We start from the raw sequence: 18,050 nt of genomic DNA, 5'->3' as shown, positions 1-18,050 counted from the left end.
GGCCTCGAAAGGCTCGTTCGAAGTCCACCGAGAATGGCAGAAGCCTATACCCAAGCGGCGTCCCACTTGCAGCGCTCCGAGCGCCAGGGCTTTTTCGCCTTGGCGCTGTCGCCTTAGGCGGTGCATACTGGCTCGCGAGCTCCTTGATTGGCGAAGGGCACGGGAGGTTTTCTTGCTCACGACGTTTCACGCTCTTCCCAAGCCTGGGCGCCATCCTCGGGGCTGGCCCTGCAGAATGTCGATCTGCGGCCAGTCGGAAGCGCGTCGGTTCCATGCCGATCTCGCTCCCACCCACGTCCTGTCAATCATCACGCCGGGGCGGTCCTATCTCGGCCCGAGGGACGTCGCACCGGACTGTCATTTGAAAGTGGAGTTCGACGACGTCGAGGATGCCGGCCTGCCTGGCGCTCCGACGCTCGGCCAGGCCCTGGAAATTCTCTCCTGGGCGTCCGCTCTCCCCGAGACGGCAAAGCTCTGTCTGCATGGTCTCCAGGGTGGGCGAAGGGCCCCGGCCGTCGGGCTCGGCATCCTGGCGGCTGTCGTCGATCCGTCCGAGGCGACCGCCGCCCTTTCACCATTCTGTCGCCAGGCGCCGGACCCCAACCCCTTGCTCGTTCGCCTCTTCGACGAGGCGCTGGGCCTTGATGGCGCTCTCGTTGAGGCATGCGCGACGCGCTTCGTGGCATCGCGGGCGACACAGCGTCGCCGAAGCACGGAGAGTGATGCCAGCTTCGACTTCGGCATGCTGGCGATCGATCGCGGGCAAGCCCAGAGCGGCTGAGCCGACTGCGGAGGCGGCACCGCGATGTCGCCCGGCCGCGACGCTGCGGCCTGGAGAGGCGTTACATCGCCATTGCGGCGTCGCGCGCAGGCATCGACCGTTTCCAAGCTCTCCTGCCAACGTGTTTCAACGACGCAGCCGTCATCACCTTCTTGATTTCGCCAATGCGCGGGACATCGCTGCCCTGCCGGCGACGAGATAAACCGCCGAGTTCCGCAACGTCAGTCTGAGCCCAGCGCATGGAATAACCATAAGTTCGGTTCGCCAGGCCATCACGATATTGGCAATTGATTCATCGATTTGGAGAAATTAGGGTTTTTTAGGGGCAAAAGAACGACAACGATTGGGCAGGAGTGGCGACGTGAGAAAATTTGTCTTGGCGATGGGATTGGTGATCGCCGCGTGTTTTGCCGTCGTGTCGAGTGCGCAAGCGCGGCTGGTGGCGAAGGTCGATCTCTCGTCGCAGACCCTGACGGTCATCAAGAACGGTAAGGTGATGTATCGCTGGCCCGTCTCGACGGCTCGCCGCGGATACCGCACGCCGACCGGCAGCTGGAGCCCCAAGCGGCTGCACCGCATGTGGTATTCCCGCAAATACGACATGTCGCCGATGCCTTACTCGGTGTTTTATTCCGGCGGCTATGCCATTCATGGCACGGGCGCGATCAGCCGCCTCGGTCGGCCCGCCTCGCATGGCTGCGTCCGCCTGCATCCGGCAAATGCGCGGACCTTCTATTCGCTGGTCAAACGCCATGGCATGAAGAACACGCGCATCGTCGTACAGCGCTGACAAGGTTGGGCGCCGGGCATCCGGCCCGTCGCCATATCGCACACAGGCCACGGTCAGTTTCGAGCGATCGTGGCCTTTTTCTTCTTCTTCCGCCTGCCCATGATCTGCCAGCGATCGTGAAACCACATCCACTGGTCGGGGTGCTCGCGCACCCAGCCCTCGACGACGTCGTTGAGCATCTGGCAACTCGCCTCGATTGCAACCTCGCCGGCTTCGTCGCGCGGAAGCTCCAACCGGGGCTGCAGTTCGAGCCGGTACCGCCCGCCGGGCAGGCGGATGCAGCGGGCAGGATAGACCTCCGCGTCATACTGCCGGGCAAGTTTCGGCAGAAGCGGGTTTGTCTTCACCGAAAGGCCGAAGAAGGTCGAGCGAACGCCGCGACGGAACTTCTGGTCGACCAGAACGCCGACCGAGCTTCCGCCTTTCAGGATGCCCGCGAGCGACCAGACGGCGCCGGCCTTTGACGGGATCAGATGGCCGCCGGCAGTGCGGCGAGCGGCCTGGACACGCTTGGCGACATACTGGTTGTTGGGCTGGCGGAAGAGGGCGGTGAATTCGAGGCCGAAGGCGGCCGCGCCGATCGGCAGAAGCTCGAAACAGCCCAGATGCCCGGTGAAGAAGATGAACGGGCCTTTTCGCTCGCGCAGTTCGACGAAGGTCTCGATACCGACGACCTCGATGCGGCCCTCGCCGGGCTTTTCGGGATCGAAATCGAAGAGATCGTCGAGATAGACGAATTCGGCGGCGATGCGGCCCATCTGGCCCCAATTTGCCCGCGCCGTCGCCTCGACCCAGGCTTCGTCCTTCTCGGGGAAAGCCCTTCTGAGATTCTCCTTGGCCAGTCCGTGGCGAAAGGAGAGCGGTCCCAGCAGCCGCGCCGCCCGATCGGCGATCGCCAGCCCCGTATCGGCGGGCAGCAGCCGCAGCACTCGCAAGAGGCCGAAGAGCGCTTTCGCCGTGACGAAGTCGCCGGCGCGCTTCGCCCGAAGCGCAAGTTTCAGTAGGCGCGGATTCATGCGGCGGCGCCGGGCGCCCCGCTGCCGGCGCCATCGCCATCGACGCGCAGGATGATCTTGCCGAAGACCTCGCGCGCTTCCATGCGCTTCAAGGCGAGATCGATCCCGTCGAAGCCGATCTCGGTGTCGATCACCGGATGAACGAGGCCCCGCGCCATCTTCTCCATGGCGTTCGCCATGTTTTCCATGCGGCAGCCGAAGGAACCGAAGAGCTTCAGCTGCTGCTGGAAGAGCTGCATCAGGTTCATCTGGGTCGAGACGCCCGAGGTCGAACCGCAGGTGACCAGCCGCCCGCCGCGTTTCAGGCACAGCATCGAGCCGGCCCATGTGTCGGCGCCGACATGTTCGAAGACGACGTCGACGCCCTTCTTCTTCGTCAGCTTGCGGGTGACGCCCTCGAAGCGGTCGACCCGGTAGTTGATGACGTGATCGGCGCCGAGTGCCTTCGCCCGCTCGGCCTTGTCGTCTGAGCCGACAGTCGTGATGACGGTGCAGCCCATGCGCTTGGCAAGCTGGATCGCCGCCGAGCCGATGCCGGAGCCGCCGGCATGGATGAGGATCGTCTCGCCCGGTTCGAGTTTGGCGTTGTCGAACAGCATGTGCTCGACCGTGCCGAAGGTCACCGGGGCGAGCGCCGCGCCGACCGCGTCGCAGCCGTGGGGCGCGGGGACGAGCAGGCGGGCCGGCAGGTTGATCTTTTCCTGTGCGAAGCCGTCGAGGTGAAAGCCGTGCACGCCGCCGACATTTTCGCACAGATTGTCGCGGCCGGCCCGGCATTGGTGACACAGGCCGCAGGTGCGCGCGCCGTAGATCGAGACGAGCTGGCCAGGCAGGACATTGGCGACACCAGGCCCGATCGCCTCGACGACGCCGGAAGCCTCGGCGCCGACGGTCAGCGGCAGCTTGCGCTTGGCGAAGGCCATGCCGCGCCAGCCCCAGACGTCGATGTGGTTCAGCGCGACGGCGGAAATCCTGACGGTGACCTCGCCGGCTTCCGGTGCAGGGGGAGGGGCAACGTCGACCGAGCGGAGATCGCGATCGCCGAAGAGCTGAAGTGCGCGCATGAGTTTGAACCTGACGGTTTGAAGTTTTGCGCTCAGGCGCCTGGGGCGCGGCCGAGAACGAGGCAGGCGTTCTGCCCGCCAAAGCCGAAGGAACTGGAAAGAACCGCGCCGATCTCCTGGCGGCGCGCCTCGTTCGGCACGACGTCGAGTTCGATGGCAGGGTCCGGATTGGTGTGGTTGATGGTCGGCGGCAGGAGCCCGTCCTTCAGCGACAGGATTGAGAACGCCGCCTCGATGGCGCCCGCCGCCGTCAGCGTGTGGCCGATCATCGACTTGTTGGAGGAAATCGGCGTCTCCTTCAGCCTGTCGCCGAAGACGGCGGCAAGGCCCATCGCTTCCATGCGGTCGTTTTCCGGCGTCGAGGTGCCATGGGCATTGATGTAGTCGATGCCGTCCGGCTCGAGCCCCGCATCGGCGAGCCCGGCCTTGATCGCGGCGATGATCGGCGAGCCGTCGGGCTTGGAGCGGGTGCGGTGAAAGTCGTCGGCGCGCTCGCCGCAGCCGAGGATGAGGCCGTAGATCGTCGCGCCGCGAGCCTTGGCGGCAGCGTAGGATTCCAGCACCAATGCGCCGGCGCCCTCGGCCATGACGAAGCCGTCGCGATCCTTCGAAAAGGGCTTTGAGGCCTTTTCCGGAACCTCGTTCTGGGTCGACAGCGCCGAAAGCAGCGAAAAGCGGATCAGGGATTCCTGGGTGATCGAACCGTCTGTGCCGATGGTGATCGCCCGCTCCGTCTCGCCCCGGCGGATCGCCTCGACGCCGAGCTGAATGGCGCTGGCGCCCGAAGCACAGGCCGTCGACAGGGTGATCGGCAGGCCGCGCGTGCCCAGCCGGTCGGCGAGGAGCTCGGAGATCCGGCTGCACTGGGTGAGGTGATAGATCGACGGATCGGGATGCTTGCGGGCGATCTGCAGGAGCCGGTCGTAGCCGGCTTCCTCGATTTCGGCGCCGTCCATCTTGTCGAGCCGCAGCCGGTGCTGCCATTCCATCTCGACCGGCGGCGCGGCCAGAAACAGCGGGCCGGCGAAATCATCGTCCTTCAGCCCGGCCATGATGATGGCTTCGGAACCTGCGGCTTCGGCCATGGCATAGGACAGGCCCGTCGAGGTCCTGCCCATCTCGCCCATGAAGTCGACGCTGCCGGAGATCGTCGTGCGAAGGCCATCGGTCGGGAACCGGTCGATCCGGTGGATGCCCGAACGGCCGGCCGTCAGAGCTTCCCAGTTCGCCTCGACGCCCTTGCCGAGGGAGGAGACGATGCCGAGGCCGGTGACGGCGATGACCGGACGGCCGAGAAAGTCGGTGTCGCTGGCGCTCATGAGGAAACGCTCCTGTTGTCGGGCCGCAAGGATCGGCGCCTGTCTGGCCTGCGCGTCACGATCCTCATGGCCGGCTCGCCTCGATCGCCTCGACGAGGCAAACGCCTTCGCCGTGAAGATGGCCGATGCTGGTGACCACAGCCTGGCGCGGCGCCGCCGAAGCCGGCTTTTCCTCGCCCGTATCGAAAGGCGGGATCGCCATACCGCGCGACAGGGCGCCGGCAGCCAGCGCGACGCCGGCCGGCATCTGCGCCTCGAAGGAATGGCCGAGCATCGTACCATAGGCGCGCAGCGGAGCGCCGGAAAGGCGCTGCGCCAGAACCTCGCGCTCGATCGAGGCTAGATCGGAAAGCCCGGTCGCGCCGGACAGGACCATGACCTCGTCCATCGACGACGACAGCTTCGGCAGGAGATCGGCGAAGCGCTGAGACGTCCTTTCCCTCTCGCGCCGACCGCGATCGCCGGTCGCCGAGGTCAGCCGGGCATAGGCTTTGGCCGAGCGTTTGGCCGCGTGCTCCGGCGATTCCAGCACCAGGAAGGCGCCGACGCTGCCGACCGCGATGCCCTGATGGGCGCCCGAACGGGCAAAGACCGGCCGCCACTCGTCCCTGAGCATCAGCTCGGCAAGGTCGAAATTGAGGATCAGATCCTTGCGCTCGGCGGAAAACGCGCCGCCGACAAGGCAGATCTCGCTCTGGCCGGAGGCGATCCGCGCTCTTGCCGAATAAAGCGCCGAAATCCCGGCCGCCTCTTCGCCCATGAAGGTGCGCGAGGAACCGGTGACCTTATGGACGATCGAGATGTTGCCGGCGAGCAGATTGGAAAGCTGGGCGAGGAAGAGGGTCGGGCGAAGCTCGGTGGAGAGCGTGTCGTTGATCACGCCGCCGGCGTCGTTGGAGCCGCGGGCCCGCTCCATCACCATCGCGTCGACCGCCGCGTCGCGTTCGCCGCCGCCGGCCGCGACGATCATGTCGATCTCGCCGCGCACGGTCTCGTCCATCGGGATGCCGGCGTCTTCGAGAGCAAGGCCGGCCGAATAGGTGCCGAGCTTCTGCCAGGTTTCCATCTGCCTTTGATCGCCCCGCTTGGGGATCTGCTTCGACCAGTCGATCGGCGGCAGGCCGTGAACGTAATAGGGCGCGTAGTCTTGCGAATTGATATTCGGCTGCAGCCCCGGGCCGCGCCCGAAGAAATCGAGATGCGCGCCGATGCCCTCGCCGAGCGAGGAGACCAGGCCGATGCCGGTGATCAGGACGTGCCTTGGCTCGTCAGTCATGCCTTGAATCCATGGGTCTCGATGCCTGCTAGCTGGCGGGCGAGGGGCCTGTCTATTGCGGAGCCGACCACGACGCAATCGGCAACACATGCCCTGACACGGAGGCGACCTGCCCATGCGGCGTGAGCCGTCAAAGGCAAGGGGCCTTGCACAGACGAGATGGGCCTGTCGACCTGCGATCCTGGGACGGACACCACCTTATCCTCGGTTTGGCAAGAACCGGCTCAGCCGGCCGCTTTCGCCGCCCGCAATTCGTCGATCTTGGCGCACAAATTCTTGAGGACGAAGTATTCCTCGGTCGGGACCTGCCCCTCATTGACCTCCTGGGTCCATTTCTCCAGGGGGATCTTGATGCCGAATTCCTTGTCGATCGCAAAGACGATGTCGAGGAAATCGAGGGAATCGATGCCGAGGTCCTCGATGGTGTGGCTCTCGGGGGTGATTTCGTCGCGGTTGATCTCGCTCGTCTCGGCAATGATGTCCGCGACCCGGTCGAATGTTGAGGACAATGACCTATCCTTATGCGCTGGTCTGATGGGATTGGCGCGATGCTATAGGGAAAAGGCGCGCGAAAAGCAAAGCGTGTTCGACATTTGCGCCGGGCAGCGGCGATTGCGCCACGGGCTTCGAGCGCGGCCTCCGTTTCTTCCGTGCCGGATAATCCTGATATAAACGTAAGATTTCAACCGTCACGACTTGCAAGTTACCGGAAACCGAGCCAAGCTGAAGTTGCGTTTAGTTACGACTCTACCATTCTCGCTTGTGCGCGCCACTGTCAAACAAGGCAACACGTAAAAGCGAGAGTACCGGGCAGTCGTGAATGTATCCGGCAAACAGAATGTTTCGATGAACCAATGATTAGTCTCAACCAAGGGGCCAGATCATGAAGGGCCTGAATGATGAAGATCACCCAGTTCTTGTTTCCAACCGGCTGATTCGAGCCGCGACCGCACTCGGACGTGTGACGTCCCGCGTCCACAAGCGCGAGCAGGGCCTGACATCCCCCGAATTCGCGGTGCTGCTGGCGCTGGGGGGTGATCGGTCGAGATTGACCTCGACCCACATCGTCGAGTTGACCGCCATGGACAAGACCAAGGTCAGCAGGGCCGTCGCGTCCCTCGACCAGCGTGGCTGGGTCGAGCGCGAGCGCGCAACGTCGGACCGGCGCTTTGAGTATCTGACGCTGACCGGGGCGGGCCGGACGGCGCTCGCGAATCTTCTGCCGAAGATCGTCGAGGCGGAATCAGCCGTGCTGGGCAGTCTGTCCGAAGCCGAGCGGAGCGGCCTCGAAGCCGGCCTGACCGGGCTCGACAGGGCAATCAGTCACTGAGGCGATGTTCGCGGGCGGTGGGACACGCTTAAAGGGCGGAAACGCCAGCGCGTCGCACTGAGAGCCCGTGCGTTCGAATGGACGCCAGTTTGCACGCCAGTCTCGTTGAACGGCGCATATCGAGTGCCTGACACTTCGAGATTAGGCGTCCGCTTGCATCGCGCTCGTCATGCTCGGCCCCCGTCCCGAGCATCCAGTGCGCCGATTAAGCTTCTATTGTATCAAACGTTTTTGGAATCTCGGAACGGGGCCCGAGAATGACGAAGCGTTGAATGGTGCGCCTTCTCGACCAAGTCGTGGCCGGGCTTCGAGGATCGCGTTGAGTCCACTGAACGGACGCACAAAGGGCGCTCAAACTTTTTGAGTCTTCGCATCGTGCTTTCCGCAAATCGATTCCGATTTTCGGATCGATGCTGCAAAAAAAGGGCCGCGTCTGCGCGACGGCGGCCCGTTTTCATGAGGTTCGGGTCGATGCGAAGCCGGAAGAGCCGGCTTCGCCAGGATCGTCGGCCCTTTCGGCCCGATCCGTTACTTCGAGCCGGCGTCGGCGCTGTCGACGTAGTCGTACTTGCCGCCCTTCCACTCGTAGACGACGTAGCCCGGCAGGGTGACGTCACCCTTGGAATCGAACTTCAGGTCGCCGATGACGGTGTTGAAGGTGCCGGAGTTGAGCGCTTCGACGACCTTGTCGTAATCGGTCGACTTGGCTTCTTCGGCCGCGTCCGCCCAGGCCTGGATCGCGGCGTAGGTGTAGAGGACGTAGCCTTCGGCCGTCTCGCCCTTCTTCTCCAGTTCCTCGACGACGGGCTTGGCGGCCTCGTTCTTGCGCGGATCGGGCGAGAAGGTCATCAGCGTGCCTTCGCCGGCGTCGCCGGTGATCGCCCAGTACTCGTCGGTGACCAGCGCGTCGCCGGACATGATGACGGTTTTCATGCCCTGCTCGCGCATCTGGCGCGCCATCAGGCCGGCTTCGGTGTGGTAGCCGCCGATATAGACGAGGTCGATGCCCGCCTGCTTCATCTTGGTGACGAGGGCGGTGTAGTCCTTCTCGCCGGCCGTGTAGGATTCGACCAGCGCCGGCTCCATGCCGTCGGCCTTCAGGTTCTTCTCGGTCTCATTGGCAAGGCCGGCGCCATAGGCGGTCTTGTCGTTGATGATCGCGATCTTCTTGTCTTTGAAGTTGTCGGCGATGTACTTCGCCGCAACCTCGCCCTGCTGGTCGTCACGACCGCAGACGCGGAAGATGCCGTCGCCCGGGCGCTTGTCGGTGAAGTCCGGGTTGGTCGAAGCCGGCGAAATCTCGACGATCTGCTCGTCGGCATAGACCTGGCTGGCCGGGATCGAGGAGCCCGAGCAGAAGTGACCCGCCACAAAGGGAACACCCTCGGAAGCGAACTGGTTGGCGACGGCAACGGCCTGCTTGGGATCGCAAGCGTCGTCGCCGACGGAGAGCTTGAGCATTTCGCCGTTCACGCCGCCCTTGGCGTTGATGTCCGCGACGGCCTGCTCGGCGCCGATCTTCAGCTGTTCGCCGAAGCTTGCATACTGACCGGTCATCGGACCGGCGACGCCGATCGTGATGTCGGCAAAGGCCGCGCTCGCGAAAACGAGATTGAGCGCTGCGCCTGTAAGAAGTGCCTTCTTCATACGAACCTTCCCTGTGTTGAACAAAATTGCGGCGAACCCGCCGCACCAGGTAGCGACCTCCCCCTACCTGACGGGGATTAAAGCCCGGAATCTTCCGTCATGGAAGCGGAACCGGCCAATTTCGCAAGCTTTTCTCGCGGCTTAAACATCCGCCCGGCCGAGAAAGCCGTATTGCAGTGCCATCTGCCGGTTCCTGACAAAGATCCGGCCGGCCGCGGCGATGGCAAACAGGACGATGAAATCCACGATACCGTAGTATAGGCCGGTGCCGAAGGTCGAGACCGGCAAGAGGAACGTCCCGTTGAACAGGCTGAAATGAATGAAACGCACGGCGATCGCCAGAAGCGCCACGTAAAACGCGAGAAGACCCCACCCGCTCCAGGTCAGCGCGGTCGATCGGCCGATCATCCAGGCGCCGCCGCCGCCGAGGATCACGGTTACGAACAGGAATTCCCAGAACGAGACTTCCCAGATGATGCCCATTTCCGGCGTCATGTCAGTGCGCTCCCCCTTCGAGATAGGCGCTGCGCACCTCTTCCCTGGCGAGAAGCTCCCGCCCGGTGCCGGCCATGGTGATCGACCCGTTGACCATCACATAGCCGCGATGGGCGAGGCGAAGGGCGTGGAAGGCGTTCTGCTCGACGAGGAAGACGGTGAGGCCTTCGTTGGCATTGAGCTCGCGGATCACCTCGAAGATCTGCTTGACGACGAGTGGCGCGAGACCGAGCGAGGGCTCGTCGAGGAGCAGGAGCTTCGGCCGGCTCATCAGCGCGCGGCCGATCGCCAGCATTTGCTGCTCACCGCCGGAAAGCGTACCGCCGCGCTGGCCCTGACGTTCCTTCAGCCGCGGGAACAGCTCGAACACCTTGCGCAGATCGTCCTCGAAATAGCCTTCATCCTCGAGGATCGCGCCCATCTGCAGGTTTTCCATCACCGTCATGCGCGGAAAGACGCGGCGGCCCTCCGGCGACTGGGCGATCGACATCGACATGATGTCATGGGTCGGCAGATTGGTGATGTCCGTCCCATTGTAGACGATCTGGCCGGACCGGGCCTGCGGATTTCCGCAGATCGTCATCATCAGGGTCGACTTGCCGGCGCCGTTGGCGCCGATCAGCGTGACGATCTCGCCGCGATGGACCTCGATGTCGACGCCGCGCAGGGCCTGGATCTTGCCGTAGAAGGTCTCGACGCCGTGAACCGCGAGCAGTGGCTCACCGCCAGGCTGGGTTTTGCTCGTTTCCACCGCGCTCACCGGGCGCCTCCTTCGGCGCCCGTCGCGCCGCTCGTCACTTCGAGATCCCGCTCGACCTCCTCGACCTCCTCGTCGTCGACGCCGAGATAGGCCGCGATGACCTTCGGATCGCTGCGAACCTCGGATGCTGTCCCGTCGGAAATCTTCTTGCCGTAGTCGAGAACGACGATGTGGTCGGAAATTCCCATGACGACGCCCATGTCGTGCTCGATCAGCAGCACGGAGACGCCATGATCGTCGCGGATCGACCGCAAGAGCCCGTTGAGTTCGGCCGATTCGCGCGGGTTGAGACCCGCCGCCGGCTCGTCGAGACACAGGAGCACCGGATTGGTGCAGAGCGCGCGGGCAATTTCCAGCCGCCGTTGATCGCCATAGGGCAGATCAGCTGCCGGATCGTCGGCCCGGTCGAGTAGATCGACCCGGCGCAGCCATTCGACCGCCATCTCCTTGGCAGCCGCGGCCGCCCGGCGATAGCCGGGCAGACCCAAGAGCCCGCCGATCGTGTAGTTGGACGCCCGCATCAGCTTGTTGTGCTGGGCGACCAGAAGGTTTTCGAGCGCGGTCATGCCACCGAACAGGCGGATGTTCTGGAAGGTGCGCGCAACGCCGGCGATCTCGGTGATCTTGAAGTCGGCCATGCGCTCGAGCAGGAAGACGGCGTGTTCCTTGGTTTCGTCATATTGCCGGCCGCTCTTCGTCAGGTCGGCGATGACGTCGCCTGGAACCTTACCGTTCCGGCGAAGCGCGATCCGCCCCTCGGTCGGCTTGTAGAAGCCGGTGACGCAGTTGAAGACGGTGGTCTTGCCGGCGCCGTTCGGGCCGATGAGGGCGGTGATGTCGCCGCGGCCGACATCGAAGGACAGGTCGTCGACGGCGACGAGGCCGCCGAAACGCATCGTCAGATGTTCGACCGAAAGGACGGGATCGGCAGCCCAGTTGTGGTTTTCGTACGGCATCAGTGACCCTCGCCCTGTGCGACGAGATCGCCGCCGATCGCCTTCTTCTCCTTGTAGACCGCCGAGGGCGATCGCGTTGAGACGAGGCCACGAGGCTTCCACACCATGATCAGAACCATGGCGAGGCCGAAGATCAGCATGCGGTACTGGGTCGGATCGAAGCCGGCGCCGAAGATCGCCTGCAGGAAGGTGAGATTGCGCAAGAGCTCGATGCCGCCGATCATCACCACCGCCGCGATGGCGACGCCAAGCTGCGAGCCGAGGCCGCCGAGAACGACGATGGCCAGGATGATCGCCGATTCGATGAAGGTGAAGCTTTCGGGCGAAATGAAGCCCTGGCGGGTGGCGAAGAACGAGCCGGCGAAGCCGCCGAACATCGCGCCGGTGGCAAAGGCCGTCAGCTTGACGTTGACGGTGTTGATGCCGAGCGAGCGGCAGGCGATCTCGTCCTCGCGGAGCGCCTCCCAGGCGCGGCCGACGGGCAGCTTGCGCATGCGCATCGTCACGAAGTTGGTCAAAAGCGCCAGCGCCAGGATGATGTAGTAGAGGAACACGAAGCGCTGGGTCGACGAATAGTCGAGGCCGAAAAAGTCGGAGAACGAGCCTTCGCCGCGGCTGAACTCGAGGCCGAACAAGGTGGGCTTGGGGATGCCGAGCAAGCCGTTGGGACCGCCGGTGAAGTCCGACCAGTTCAAGAGAACGACGCGGATGATCTCACCGAAGGCGAGCGTCACGATGGCGAGATAGTCGCCCCGAAGACGCAGCACCGGAAAGCCGAGCACGATGCCCCAGAGCGCGGCGAACAGGCCCGCCATCGGCAGGCAGACCCAGAAGCCGAGGTCGAAATTGGTGGCCAGCAGCGCGAAGGAATAGGCACCCACCGCATAGAAGGCGACATAGCCGAGATCGAGGAGACCTGCGAGGCCGACCACGATGTTGAGACCCCAGCCGAGCATCACATAGGTGAGGATCAGGATCGCCAGATCGAGAAGATAGCGGTTCTGGCTCGGCAGGAAGATCGCCAGAAGGAAGGGCAGGGTGAAGGCGATCGCGAGGAGGACGATGCCGAGCGCCTTGCCGATGGGCCACCTGGCAGCCGTCGACGCCACCTTCTTCCATCCGCCGATCGTCGGCTTCTCGCCGGCAAAGACGAAATAGGTCAGCAGGAAGCGACCGACGAAGGCAATGGCGACGGCGATGATCCAGAGCGCCGGATCGAGCGTCAGGGCAAGGCCGCCGACGGCAATGTCGGTGCGGAACAGGAAGAAGAAGACGGTCAGGAGGGCGACGAGCCCGGCGGTGATCGCGGCTTCCTTGAGGGCTCGGACGAGGCGAGAGTCGTCCGAGGGTGCCTCGGCGAATGGCGGCTCGCCGCGCATGGCATCCCGGCGTTCTTCGGAAAGTCTCTCGGCGCCTTCCGGACGGTTGGCGCTGGCGGAGCTTGTCGTATCGGTCATGTTCTCAGACCTTCTCGACCTCGGGCCGGCCGAGCAGGCCGGAGGGCAGGAAGATCAGGACGATGGCAAGGATCGAGAAGGCGGCCACGTCCTTGTACTCGACCGAGAAATAGCCCTGCCAGAAGGTCTCGATCAGGCCGATCGCCAGACCGCCGAGCATCGCGCCGGGCAAGGAGCCGATGCCGCCGAGGACGGCCGCGGTGAAGGCTTTCACGCCGGCGATGAAGCCGATGTAGAAGTCGATGACGCCGTAATAGAGCAGGAACATCATGCCCGCGACGGCGGCGAGCGCGGCGCCCATCACGAAGGTCAGCGAGATCGTCCGGTCGACGTTGACGCCCAGCAGCGAAGCCATCTTGCGGTCCTGCTCGCAGGCGCGCTGCTGGCGGCCGAGCGATGTCTTGGAGATGATCAGCGAGAAGGCCGTCATCAGGACGATGGTCATCGCGATGATGATGATCTGGATATAGGACAGCTGGACGACGATGCCGTTCGGCGAGTCCATCAAGGTGATGCCGCCCTGGATCTGCGGCGGCAGTGGCTTGACCCGCGCGCCCTGGGTGACCTGGACGAAGTTCTGCAGGAAGATCGACATGCCGATCGCGGTGATCAGCGGGGCGAGGCGGAAGGAGCCGCGCAAGGGCCGGTAGGCGACCCGCTCGATGGTCCAGCCCCAGGCCGCGGTGCAGATCATCGCGACGATGACCATCAGGAGAAGCACGATCGGCAGGAAGGTAATGCCGAGGGCGGCCAGCGCCAGGAAGACGGCAAGGGCGATGAAGGAGCCGATCATGAAGATTTCGCCATGGGCGAAATTGATCATCCCGATGATGCCGTAGACCATCGTGTAGCCGATGGCGATCAATCCATAGATCGAACCGAGGGTCACTCCGTTGATCAGCTGCTGCAGAAAATATTCCATCGACCGCCTTGTGTCGGTTCTTATTCGTCATTGCGAAGCATGGCGCGGTCTGGTGTCAGGAACGCCGCGTCCATGAGCATGATGAATTCCATAGCAGGGACGGGCGTGGCAAGCCTAGGCCGTGAAAAAATTGGTCGGCAAAGCGCAGGCCGGGCCTCTGCCGGAGCTGGAACGCAGATCGCCTTGGGTGAGCTGCCGACCCTTTTTCGGTGCGCGGCCGGCGCCTTGTCGCCGGGAGGACCCGCGTCGCCGCGCCAGGCCGGCCCATAGGGCCTACGACGAAAGTCGTATGGCCCGAAGCGGCGCGGCCAGCGGTCAGTCGTGTCGTGCCGCCGTGTTCCGGGCCGGGGTGCCCTTTTCGGCGAGGTCCCGTTCGATCGCGTCGCGTTCGGTTCGATCGGGCAGACCGATCGTCTCTGGCCCCGCGACATTCTGCGGGCTCGGCTCGACGGCGCCGCGATGTTCGAGCCAGGTGGCGACGAGCCACCACATCAGCGCCCAGGCAGCGCCCGCCGTCCAGCCGGCGAGGACGTCCGAGGGCCAGTGGACGCCGAGATAGACCCGGCTGATCCCGATGATCACGGTGAGGAACACGGCGAGGCCGAGGAGAAAGGCGCGCACCCGCCGCTTCGGCTCGACGCGTGCGAGCAGGATGCCGAGCGTCAGATAGGTGATCGCCGACATCATCGCGTGGCCGCTCGGGAAGCTCGCCGTATAGACGTAGTCGCCATGCGGCACGAGATCGGGCCGTGGCCGGTCGAAGCTGCGCTTCAGGATCTGGCTCATGGCAAAGCCGCTGGCGATCGCCGCCACGACCATGACCATGGAGCGGCGCTTGCCCGAGATCCACAGATAGATCGCGACGAAGGTCGTGATCATGATCAGGATGCCGGTGCCGCCGAGCGCCGTGACGTCACGACCGAATTCCTCCAGCCAGCGCGGGCCGATCGGATCCGAAACGTCGCTGGCGGAGCGCAGAGACAGCAGGATCTCCCGATCCAGCCCCTTGGTATCGCCCTCCACCACCTCGCCGGCGATGGAGACGAAGGCCCAGATCGCCCCCGCGATCAAGAGCGCGCCGAGAAGCGTCCAGATTTCCACCCTTTGCCAGAGCCACAGGGAGAGGCGGCGCAGGCGGCTTGGTGTCAGTTTCTTCGGGTTCATGTGTCTGGCGGCCGTCGGTCTGGAGGGCGGAATGGATGGCGCTTGGTGCTCAGGCGGCGGGAAGCGAAAGGAGGCGCCGTGCTTCGTCCGGCGTGGCGGGGCGGCGGCCCCGCCGGGCGCATGCTTCGGCGACGAGGGCGACGAGCGCGGCGTTGGAGGGGGCCAGTTCCTCCCGGCTGAGGCGGATATTGTCCTCCAGCCCGGTGCGGCAGTGGCCGCCTTCCTCGAGGCTCCATTCCGCAAGGGTCGTCTGGTGCCGGCCGATGCCGGCGCCGGTGAAGGTCGCGTCCGGGGCGAGGCGCTTCAGCGTTCTGACAAAGAAGGCAAAGCTCTCGCGATCGACCGGCATGGCGTTCTTCACGCCCATGACGAACTGGACGTGGAGGGGCCCGGCAATCGTCCCGGCCCTGGCCATTTCGGCGGCCTTGAAGATCATGGAGAGATCGAAGGCCTCGATCTCCGGCTTGACGCCGTAGCGCCGCATCTCCTCCGCCAGCCAGTCGACGAGATCGGGCGAGTTCTTGTAGACCCTGGTGGGAAAATTGACGGAGCCGGTCGACAGCGAAGCCATGTCCGGTTTCAGCGACAGCATGGCGCCGCGCTCGCGGCCGGCGCCAGACCGCCCGCCGGTCGAAAACTGCACGATCATGCCCGGGCAGTGCTTGAGCACGCCCTCCATCAGCCGGGCGAATTTCTCCGGATCGGAGGAGGGGGTCTCGTCGTCGTTGCGCACGTGGCAGTGAACGAGGCTGGCCCCGGCCTCGAAAGCTGCGTGGGTCGATTCGACCTGCTCGGTGACGGTGATCGGCACGGCCGGATTGTTGGCCTTTTTCGGCAGCGACCCGGTGATGGCGACGGTGATGATGCAGGGCTCGGTCATCCCGTCATATCTGGCCGGCAAGGTGCGAACGGAAAGGCTTTCGCGGTTCGAAGGGATGAGACTTCGCTCGAAAGAAAGCCCCCGGCTTCAATGACCGGTCTGGCGCAAATAGCCATCGACCATGCCGCGATAGCTGGAACCGAAGAGATTGAGATGCACCAGCGCCGGCCACAGCGCATAGACGGGCGCGCGCTCGCGATGTCCCGGCGGCAAGGGGCCATAGGCGTCGAAGAAGGCGCAGGACGGGCTGGCGAACAGGCCGAGCATCGCGATGTCGACCTCGCCGTCGCCGAAATAGCAGGCCGGATCGATCAGGCCGGAGACCTTGCCGGCAAAGGTAAGCACGTTGCCGCTCCACAGGTCGCCGTGAAGCAGCGAGGCTTTCGGCCGTCGCGGCAGGATGTCGCAGAGCCGGCCGCAAAGCGCCTCGACGCGGCGTTCGATGTCGGAACCGGTGCCCGTGGCTGCGGCGATCAGACGGTTCTGCGCGAAAAACCGTGGCCAGTCGTCGTCGGAAGTGTTGCGGATGGCAAGGCGCCCGAAGGCGTAGTCGTCTTCGAAGCCATAGCGATCGCCGGTCTCCTCGTGCAGACGGCGCAAAACCATACCAAGATCGCCCCAGGCGCCGGACAGGCCGCCATCGTCCGGCAGCCGTTCGATGGCAAGGACGGTGTCGTCGGCCGCGAAGACCTCCGGCGCCGGCACGCCGGCTGCCCGGATGGCGCGAAGCATCCGCGCCTCGACTTTCGGGGAGGGGCCGGACTTGACCAGCATCTCGCGGCCATCCGTGAGGCGGACGAGGTCGAGGCTCGAAAGCGAGCCGCCGGCAAAGCGCGACCATTCCGCGATCTTGCCGCCGAGTAGTCGCGCGGCCCGTTCGGCCATGGCGCTCATCGCTGCGCCGCTTCGCCCCTCAATCGCGCCACGAGAGCCTCCGCCCCTTCGCAGGCGTCGTTCCAGGCGTCGTCGAAGGCCGAATCGTCTTCGTAATAGGGATCGGTGACCGACTGACCTTCGCGGCCCGGCACATGATCGAGCAGCAGACTGACCGTGGCATGAGCGTCTGCCGGAGCGAGGCGGCGGAGACCGGCCAGATTGTCGGCGTCGAGACCGATGACGTGATCGAAGCGGCGAAAGTCGTCCGTCGTCACGAGCCGGGCGCGCTTGTCGCCCATTTCGATGCCGCTGCGCCGGGCGACGGCCTGGGCGCGCGGGTCCGGCGGATAGCCGAGATGCCACTTGCCGAGCCCGGCCGATTCGGCATGGACATCGAGGCCCTCGCGCTCGGCTGCGGCGCGAAAGGCGGCCTCCGCCAGCGGCGACCGGCAGATATTGCCGAGACATACGAAGAGAATGGCGGGCTTTTCACTCATGCTATCTCCGCTGGAACGCTTCGTCACGGGAAGAGACAGTTGGCGCACCGAGCCGTTTCGGCAAATCTCGGCCGGCAGCGCGGGGAGACCGCACCGGCCGGGTTTCGCTATCGGACCAAAGCACGGAGGCCGAGATCTGAGGGACCGGCCCAATCATCGGGACATCGAAAAGGTGAGGAGTGGCTCCCCGGCGCCGGGGCTGGCGTTTTAGCGGAGACCCTAAAACTATAGAAAAGTCGATGGCTTGAGAGGTGGCAGGTGCCCCGGGTCTTGAAAATCCAACCCACTTTATCCCGATAAAAGCAACCCGATCAGACAGGCCATTCCGGCGGGCGAAAGCCTTCCAGCATCCAGCGCATGACGCGCACCGCTACCGGGTTCGGCGGGCGTGTCTCGTCATCCTGCTCCCACCGGCGAATGGTGCGCGGGTCGGTGTTGAGGATCTCGCCGAGCTGAGACGCGGAAAGGCCCAGCTGGCGCCGGGCCTGCCTGAATTCTGTCGGTGTCATCCGAGGAGTAGACGCATGGCCGCGGCAGTCGCGCCGATCAAGGTGGCGCTGGCGATAAATGGATAAAGGAAGGTCTCGACCTTCAGCTTTCCCGCCTCGGCGACTAGCTTGCGTGTCTCCGCTTGAAGCTTGTCGATCTCCGAAAGGGTCTTTTGCAATTCAGCTTCGCTCATGTCGATCTCCAAGACTGGCGGGCTTCATTGCCCTGTCGACGCCCTCAATATAGGGCAAAAGGCCCTGTGAATCGAGAAACACCGGCGGCTTATCAATCTCAAAACACTGGCGAGGTTGAGAATGGTCTCGTCGATCTT

Annotated in this window: 20 protein-coding genes; 3 read left to right on the top strand and 17 right to left on the bottom strand. The window is 64.4% G+C overall.

The genetic code is table 11. From position 1 onward, the window contains the following. Window positions 1-235 precede the first annotated feature (235 nt). Together J6595_RS01780 and J6595_RS01775 are read left to right on the top strand one after the other, a co-directional pair. A complete protein-coding gene (locus J6595_RS01780) occupies window positions 236-781 on the top strand; it encodes a hypothetical protein (RefSeq protein WP_209592728.1) in 546 nt (181 codons plus the stop codon). A 382-nt stretch (window positions 782-1,163) separates the two neighbouring features. Beyond that, entirely contained in the window at window positions 1,164-1,571 is a 408-nt protein-coding gene (locus tag J6595_RS01775) for a L,D-transpeptidase (protein WP_209592954.1), read from the top strand. 53 nt (window positions 1,572-1,624) lie between these two features. On the opposite strand, the gene J6595_RS01770 is transcribed toward J6595_RS01775, so the two are convergent. The 5 genes from J6595_RS01770 to J6595_RS01750 all read right to left on the bottom strand — a co-directional run bounded on the left by J6595_RS01770 (window position 1,625) and on the right by J6595_RS01750 (window position 6,755). Further along, window positions 1,625-2,587: a lipid A biosynthesis lauroyl acyltransferase gene (locus J6595_RS01770; RefSeq protein WP_209592727.1), complete on the bottom strand. Its 963-nt coding sequence runs from the start codon at window positions 2,585-2,587 to the stop codon at window positions 1,625-1,627. Continuing rightward, entirely contained in the window at window positions 2,584-3,651 is a 1,068-nt protein-coding gene (locus J6595_RS01765) for a zinc-binding dehydrogenase (protein WP_209592726.1), read from the bottom strand. Before J6595_RS01765 ends, J6595_RS01770 begins: the two co-directional genes overlap by 4 nt. Window positions 3,652-3,683: 32 nt before the next feature. After that, window positions 3,684-4,970, bottom strand: a complete 1,287-nt coding sequence (locus J6595_RS01760) for a beta-ketoacyl-ACP synthase (protein ID WP_209592725.1) — start codon at window positions 4,968-4,970, stop codon at window positions 3,684-3,686. Window positions 4,971-5,034: 64 nt separating this feature from the next. Continuing rightward, window positions 5,035-6,246 (bottom strand): beta-ketoacyl-ACP synthase, encoded by a 1,212-nt coding sequence (locus J6595_RS01755; RefSeq protein WP_209592724.1) that lies wholly within the window; start codon window positions 6,244-6,246, stop codon window positions 5,035-5,037. A 224-nt stretch (window positions 6,247-6,470) separates the two neighbouring features. Further along, window positions 6,471-6,755 carry an acyl carrier protein gene (locus J6595_RS01750; RefSeq protein WP_209592723.1) on the bottom strand — a complete coding sequence of 95 codons (285 nt, stop codon included), beginning with the start codon at window positions 6,753-6,755 and terminating at the stop codon, window positions 6,471-6,473. 374 nt (window positions 6,756-7,129) lie between these two features. Here J6595_RS01750 and J6595_RS01745 point away from each other — a divergent pair, with 374 nt between their 5' ends. Further along, window positions 7,130-7,576, top strand: a complete 447-nt coding sequence (locus tag J6595_RS01745) for a MarR family winged helix-turn-helix transcriptional regulator (protein WP_209592722.1) — start codon at window positions 7,130-7,132, stop codon at window positions 7,574-7,576. Window positions 7,577-8,104: 528 nt separating this feature from the next. Here the strand turns inward: J6595_RS01745 and J6595_RS01740 are convergent. From J6595_RS01740 to J6595_RS01685, 12 genes are all read right to left on the bottom strand, one after another. Beyond that, a complete protein-coding gene (locus tag J6595_RS01740; protein WP_209592721.1) occupies window positions 8,105-9,223 on the bottom strand; it encodes a branched-chain amino acid ABC transporter substrate-binding protein in 1,119 nt (372 codons plus the stop codon). Between the two features lie 141 nt (window positions 9,224-9,364). After that, the gene (locus J6595_RS01735; protein ID WP_209592720.1) at window positions 9,365-9,718 is read right to left on the bottom strand and encodes a DUF6867 family protein; all 354 of its coding nucleotides are present in this window, start codon (window positions 9,716-9,718) and stop codon (window positions 9,365-9,367) included. 1 nt (window position 9,719) lies between these two features. After that, entirely contained in the window at window positions 9,720-10,469 is a 750-nt protein-coding gene (locus tag J6595_RS01730) for an ABC transporter ATP-binding protein (RefSeq protein ID WP_425342117.1), read from the bottom strand. A gap of 5 nt (window positions 10,470-10,474) precedes the next feature. Then, window positions 10,475-11,434 carry an ABC transporter ATP-binding protein gene (locus tag J6595_RS01725; RefSeq protein ID WP_209592719.1) on the bottom strand — a complete coding sequence of 320 codons (960 nt, stop codon included), beginning with the start codon at window positions 11,432-11,434 and terminating at the stop codon, window positions 10,475-10,477. Beyond that, window positions 11,434-12,891, bottom strand: a complete 1,458-nt coding sequence (livM, locus tag J6595_RS01720) for a high-affinity branched-chain amino acid ABC transporter permease LivM (protein WP_209592718.1) — start codon at window positions 12,889-12,891, stop codon at window positions 11,434-11,436. Before livM ends, J6595_RS01725 begins: the two co-directional genes overlap by 1 nt. Before the next feature lie 4 nt (window positions 12,892-12,895). Continuing rightward, window positions 12,896-13,813 (bottom strand): ABC transporter permease subunit, encoded by a 918-nt coding sequence (locus J6595_RS01715; RefSeq protein ID WP_209592717.1) that lies wholly within the window; start codon window positions 13,811-13,813, stop codon window positions 12,896-12,898. A gap of 315 nt (window positions 13,814-14,128) precedes the next feature. Then, on the bottom strand, window positions 14,129-14,977 hold the full coding sequence (locus J6595_RS01710; protein ID WP_209592716.1) for a phosphatase PAP2 family protein: 849 nt from the start codon (window positions 14,975-14,977) through the stop codon (window positions 14,129-14,131). A 49-nt stretch (window positions 14,978-15,026) separates the two neighbouring features. Next, on the bottom strand, window positions 15,027-15,857 hold the full coding sequence (locus J6595_RS01705; protein ID WP_209592715.1) for a 3-oxoadipate:acetyl-CoA acetyltransferase: 831 nt from the start codon (window positions 15,855-15,857) through the stop codon (window positions 15,027-15,029). Between the two features lie 87 nt (window positions 15,858-15,944). Beyond that, window positions 15,945-16,742 (bottom strand): fructosamine kinase family protein, encoded by a 798-nt coding sequence (locus J6595_RS01700; protein ID WP_342453061.1) that lies wholly within the window; start codon window positions 16,740-16,742, stop codon window positions 15,945-15,947. A gap of 5 nt (window positions 16,743-16,747) precedes the next feature. Further along, window positions 16,748-17,230 carry a low molecular weight protein-tyrosine-phosphatase gene (locus tag J6595_RS01695; RefSeq protein ID WP_209592713.1) on the bottom strand — a complete coding sequence of 161 codons (483 nt, stop codon included), beginning with the start codon at window positions 17,228-17,230 and terminating at the stop codon, window positions 16,748-16,750. 311 nt (window positions 17,231-17,541) lie between these two features. Beyond that, complete coding sequence (locus J6595_RS01690) at window positions 17,542-17,739, bottom strand: helix-turn-helix domain-containing protein (protein WP_209592712.1); 198 nt, start codon at window positions 17,737-17,739, stop codon at window positions 17,542-17,544. Next, on the bottom strand, window positions 17,736-17,924 hold the full coding sequence (locus tag J6595_RS01685) for a hypothetical protein (protein WP_209592711.1): 189 nt from the start codon (window positions 17,922-17,924) through the stop codon (window positions 17,736-17,738). The genes J6595_RS01690 and J6595_RS01685 overlap by 4 nt, the downstream gene beginning before the upstream one ends. Window positions 17,925-18,050 lie beyond the last annotated feature (126 nt).

Origin of the sequence: Jiella mangrovi, from assembly GCF_017815135.1 — a bacterium.
In the GTDB taxonomy this organism is placed as follows: Bacteria; Pseudomonadota; Alphaproteobacteria; order Rhizobiales; family Rhizobiaceae; genus Jiella; species Jiella mangrovi.
This window is presented reverse-complemented; position numbering and strand designations above follow the sequence as displayed.

Bases quoted from the DNA above. Each gene is read 5' to 3' on its own strand.
- J6595_RS01725 (WP_209592719.1), bottom strand. From the start codon at position 11,434: ATGCCGTACGAAAACCACAACTGGGCTGCCGATCCCGTCCTTTCGGTC.
- J6595_RS01715 (WP_209592717.1), bottom strand. From the start codon at position 13,813: ATGGAATATTTTCTGCAGCAGCTGATCAACGGAGTGACCCTCGGTTCG.
- J6595_RS01695 (WP_209592713.1), bottom strand. From the start codon at position 17,230: ATGAGTGAAAAGCCCGCCATTCTCTTCGTATGTCTCGGCAATATCTGC.
- J6595_RS01745 (WP_209592722.1), top strand. From the start codon at position 7,130: ATGAAGGGCCTGAATGATGAAGATCACCCAGTTCTTGTTTCCAACCGG.
- J6595_RS01770 (WP_209592727.1), bottom strand. From the start codon at position 2,587: ATGAATCCGCGCCTACTGAAACTTGCGCTTCGGGCGAAGCGCGCCGGC.
- J6595_RS01740 (WP_209592721.1), bottom strand. From the start codon at position 9,223: ATGAAGAAGGCACTTCTTACAGGCGCAGCGCTCAATCTCGTTTTCGCG.
- J6595_RS01700 (WP_342453061.1), bottom strand. From the start codon at position 16,742: ATGGCCGAACGGGCCGCGCGACTACTCGGCGGCAAGATCGCGGAATGG.
- J6595_RS01780 (WP_209592728.1), top strand. From the start codon at position 236: ATGTCGATCTGCGGCCAGTCGGAAGCGCGTCGGTTCCATGCCGATCTC.
- J6595_RS01710 (WP_209592716.1), bottom strand. From the start codon at position 14,977: ATGAACCCGAAGAAACTGACACCAAGCCGCCTGCGCCGCCTCTCCCTG.
- J6595_RS01765 (WP_209592726.1), bottom strand. From the start codon at position 3,651: ATGCGCGCACTTCAGCTCTTCGGCGATCGCGATCTCCGCTCGGTCGAC.
- J6595_RS01755 (WP_209592724.1), bottom strand. From the start codon at position 6,246: ATGACTGACGAGCCAAGGCACGTCCTGATCACCGGCATCGGCCTGGTC.
- J6595_RS01760 (WP_209592725.1), bottom strand. From the start codon at position 4,970: ATGAGCGCCAGCGACACCGACTTTCTCGGCCGTCCGGTCATCGCCGTC.
- J6595_RS01775 (WP_209592954.1), top strand. From the start codon at position 1,164: ATGGGATTGGTGATCGCCGCGTGTTTTGCCGTCGTGTCGAGTGCGCAA.
- J6595_RS01705 (WP_209592715.1), bottom strand. From the start codon at position 15,857: ATGACCGAGCCCTGCATCATCACCGTCGCCATCACCGGGTCGCTGCCG.
- J6595_RS01735 (WP_209592720.1), bottom strand. From the start codon at position 9,718: ATGACGCCGGAAATGGGCATCATCTGGGAAGTCTCGTTCTGGGAATTC.
- livM (WP_209592718.1), bottom strand. From the start codon at position 12,891: ATGACCGATACGACAAGCTCCGCCAGCGCCAACCGTCCGGAAGGCGCC.
- J6595_RS01690 (WP_209592712.1), bottom strand. From the start codon at position 17,739: ATGACACCGACAGAATTCAGGCAGGCCCGGCGCCAGCTGGGCCTTTCC.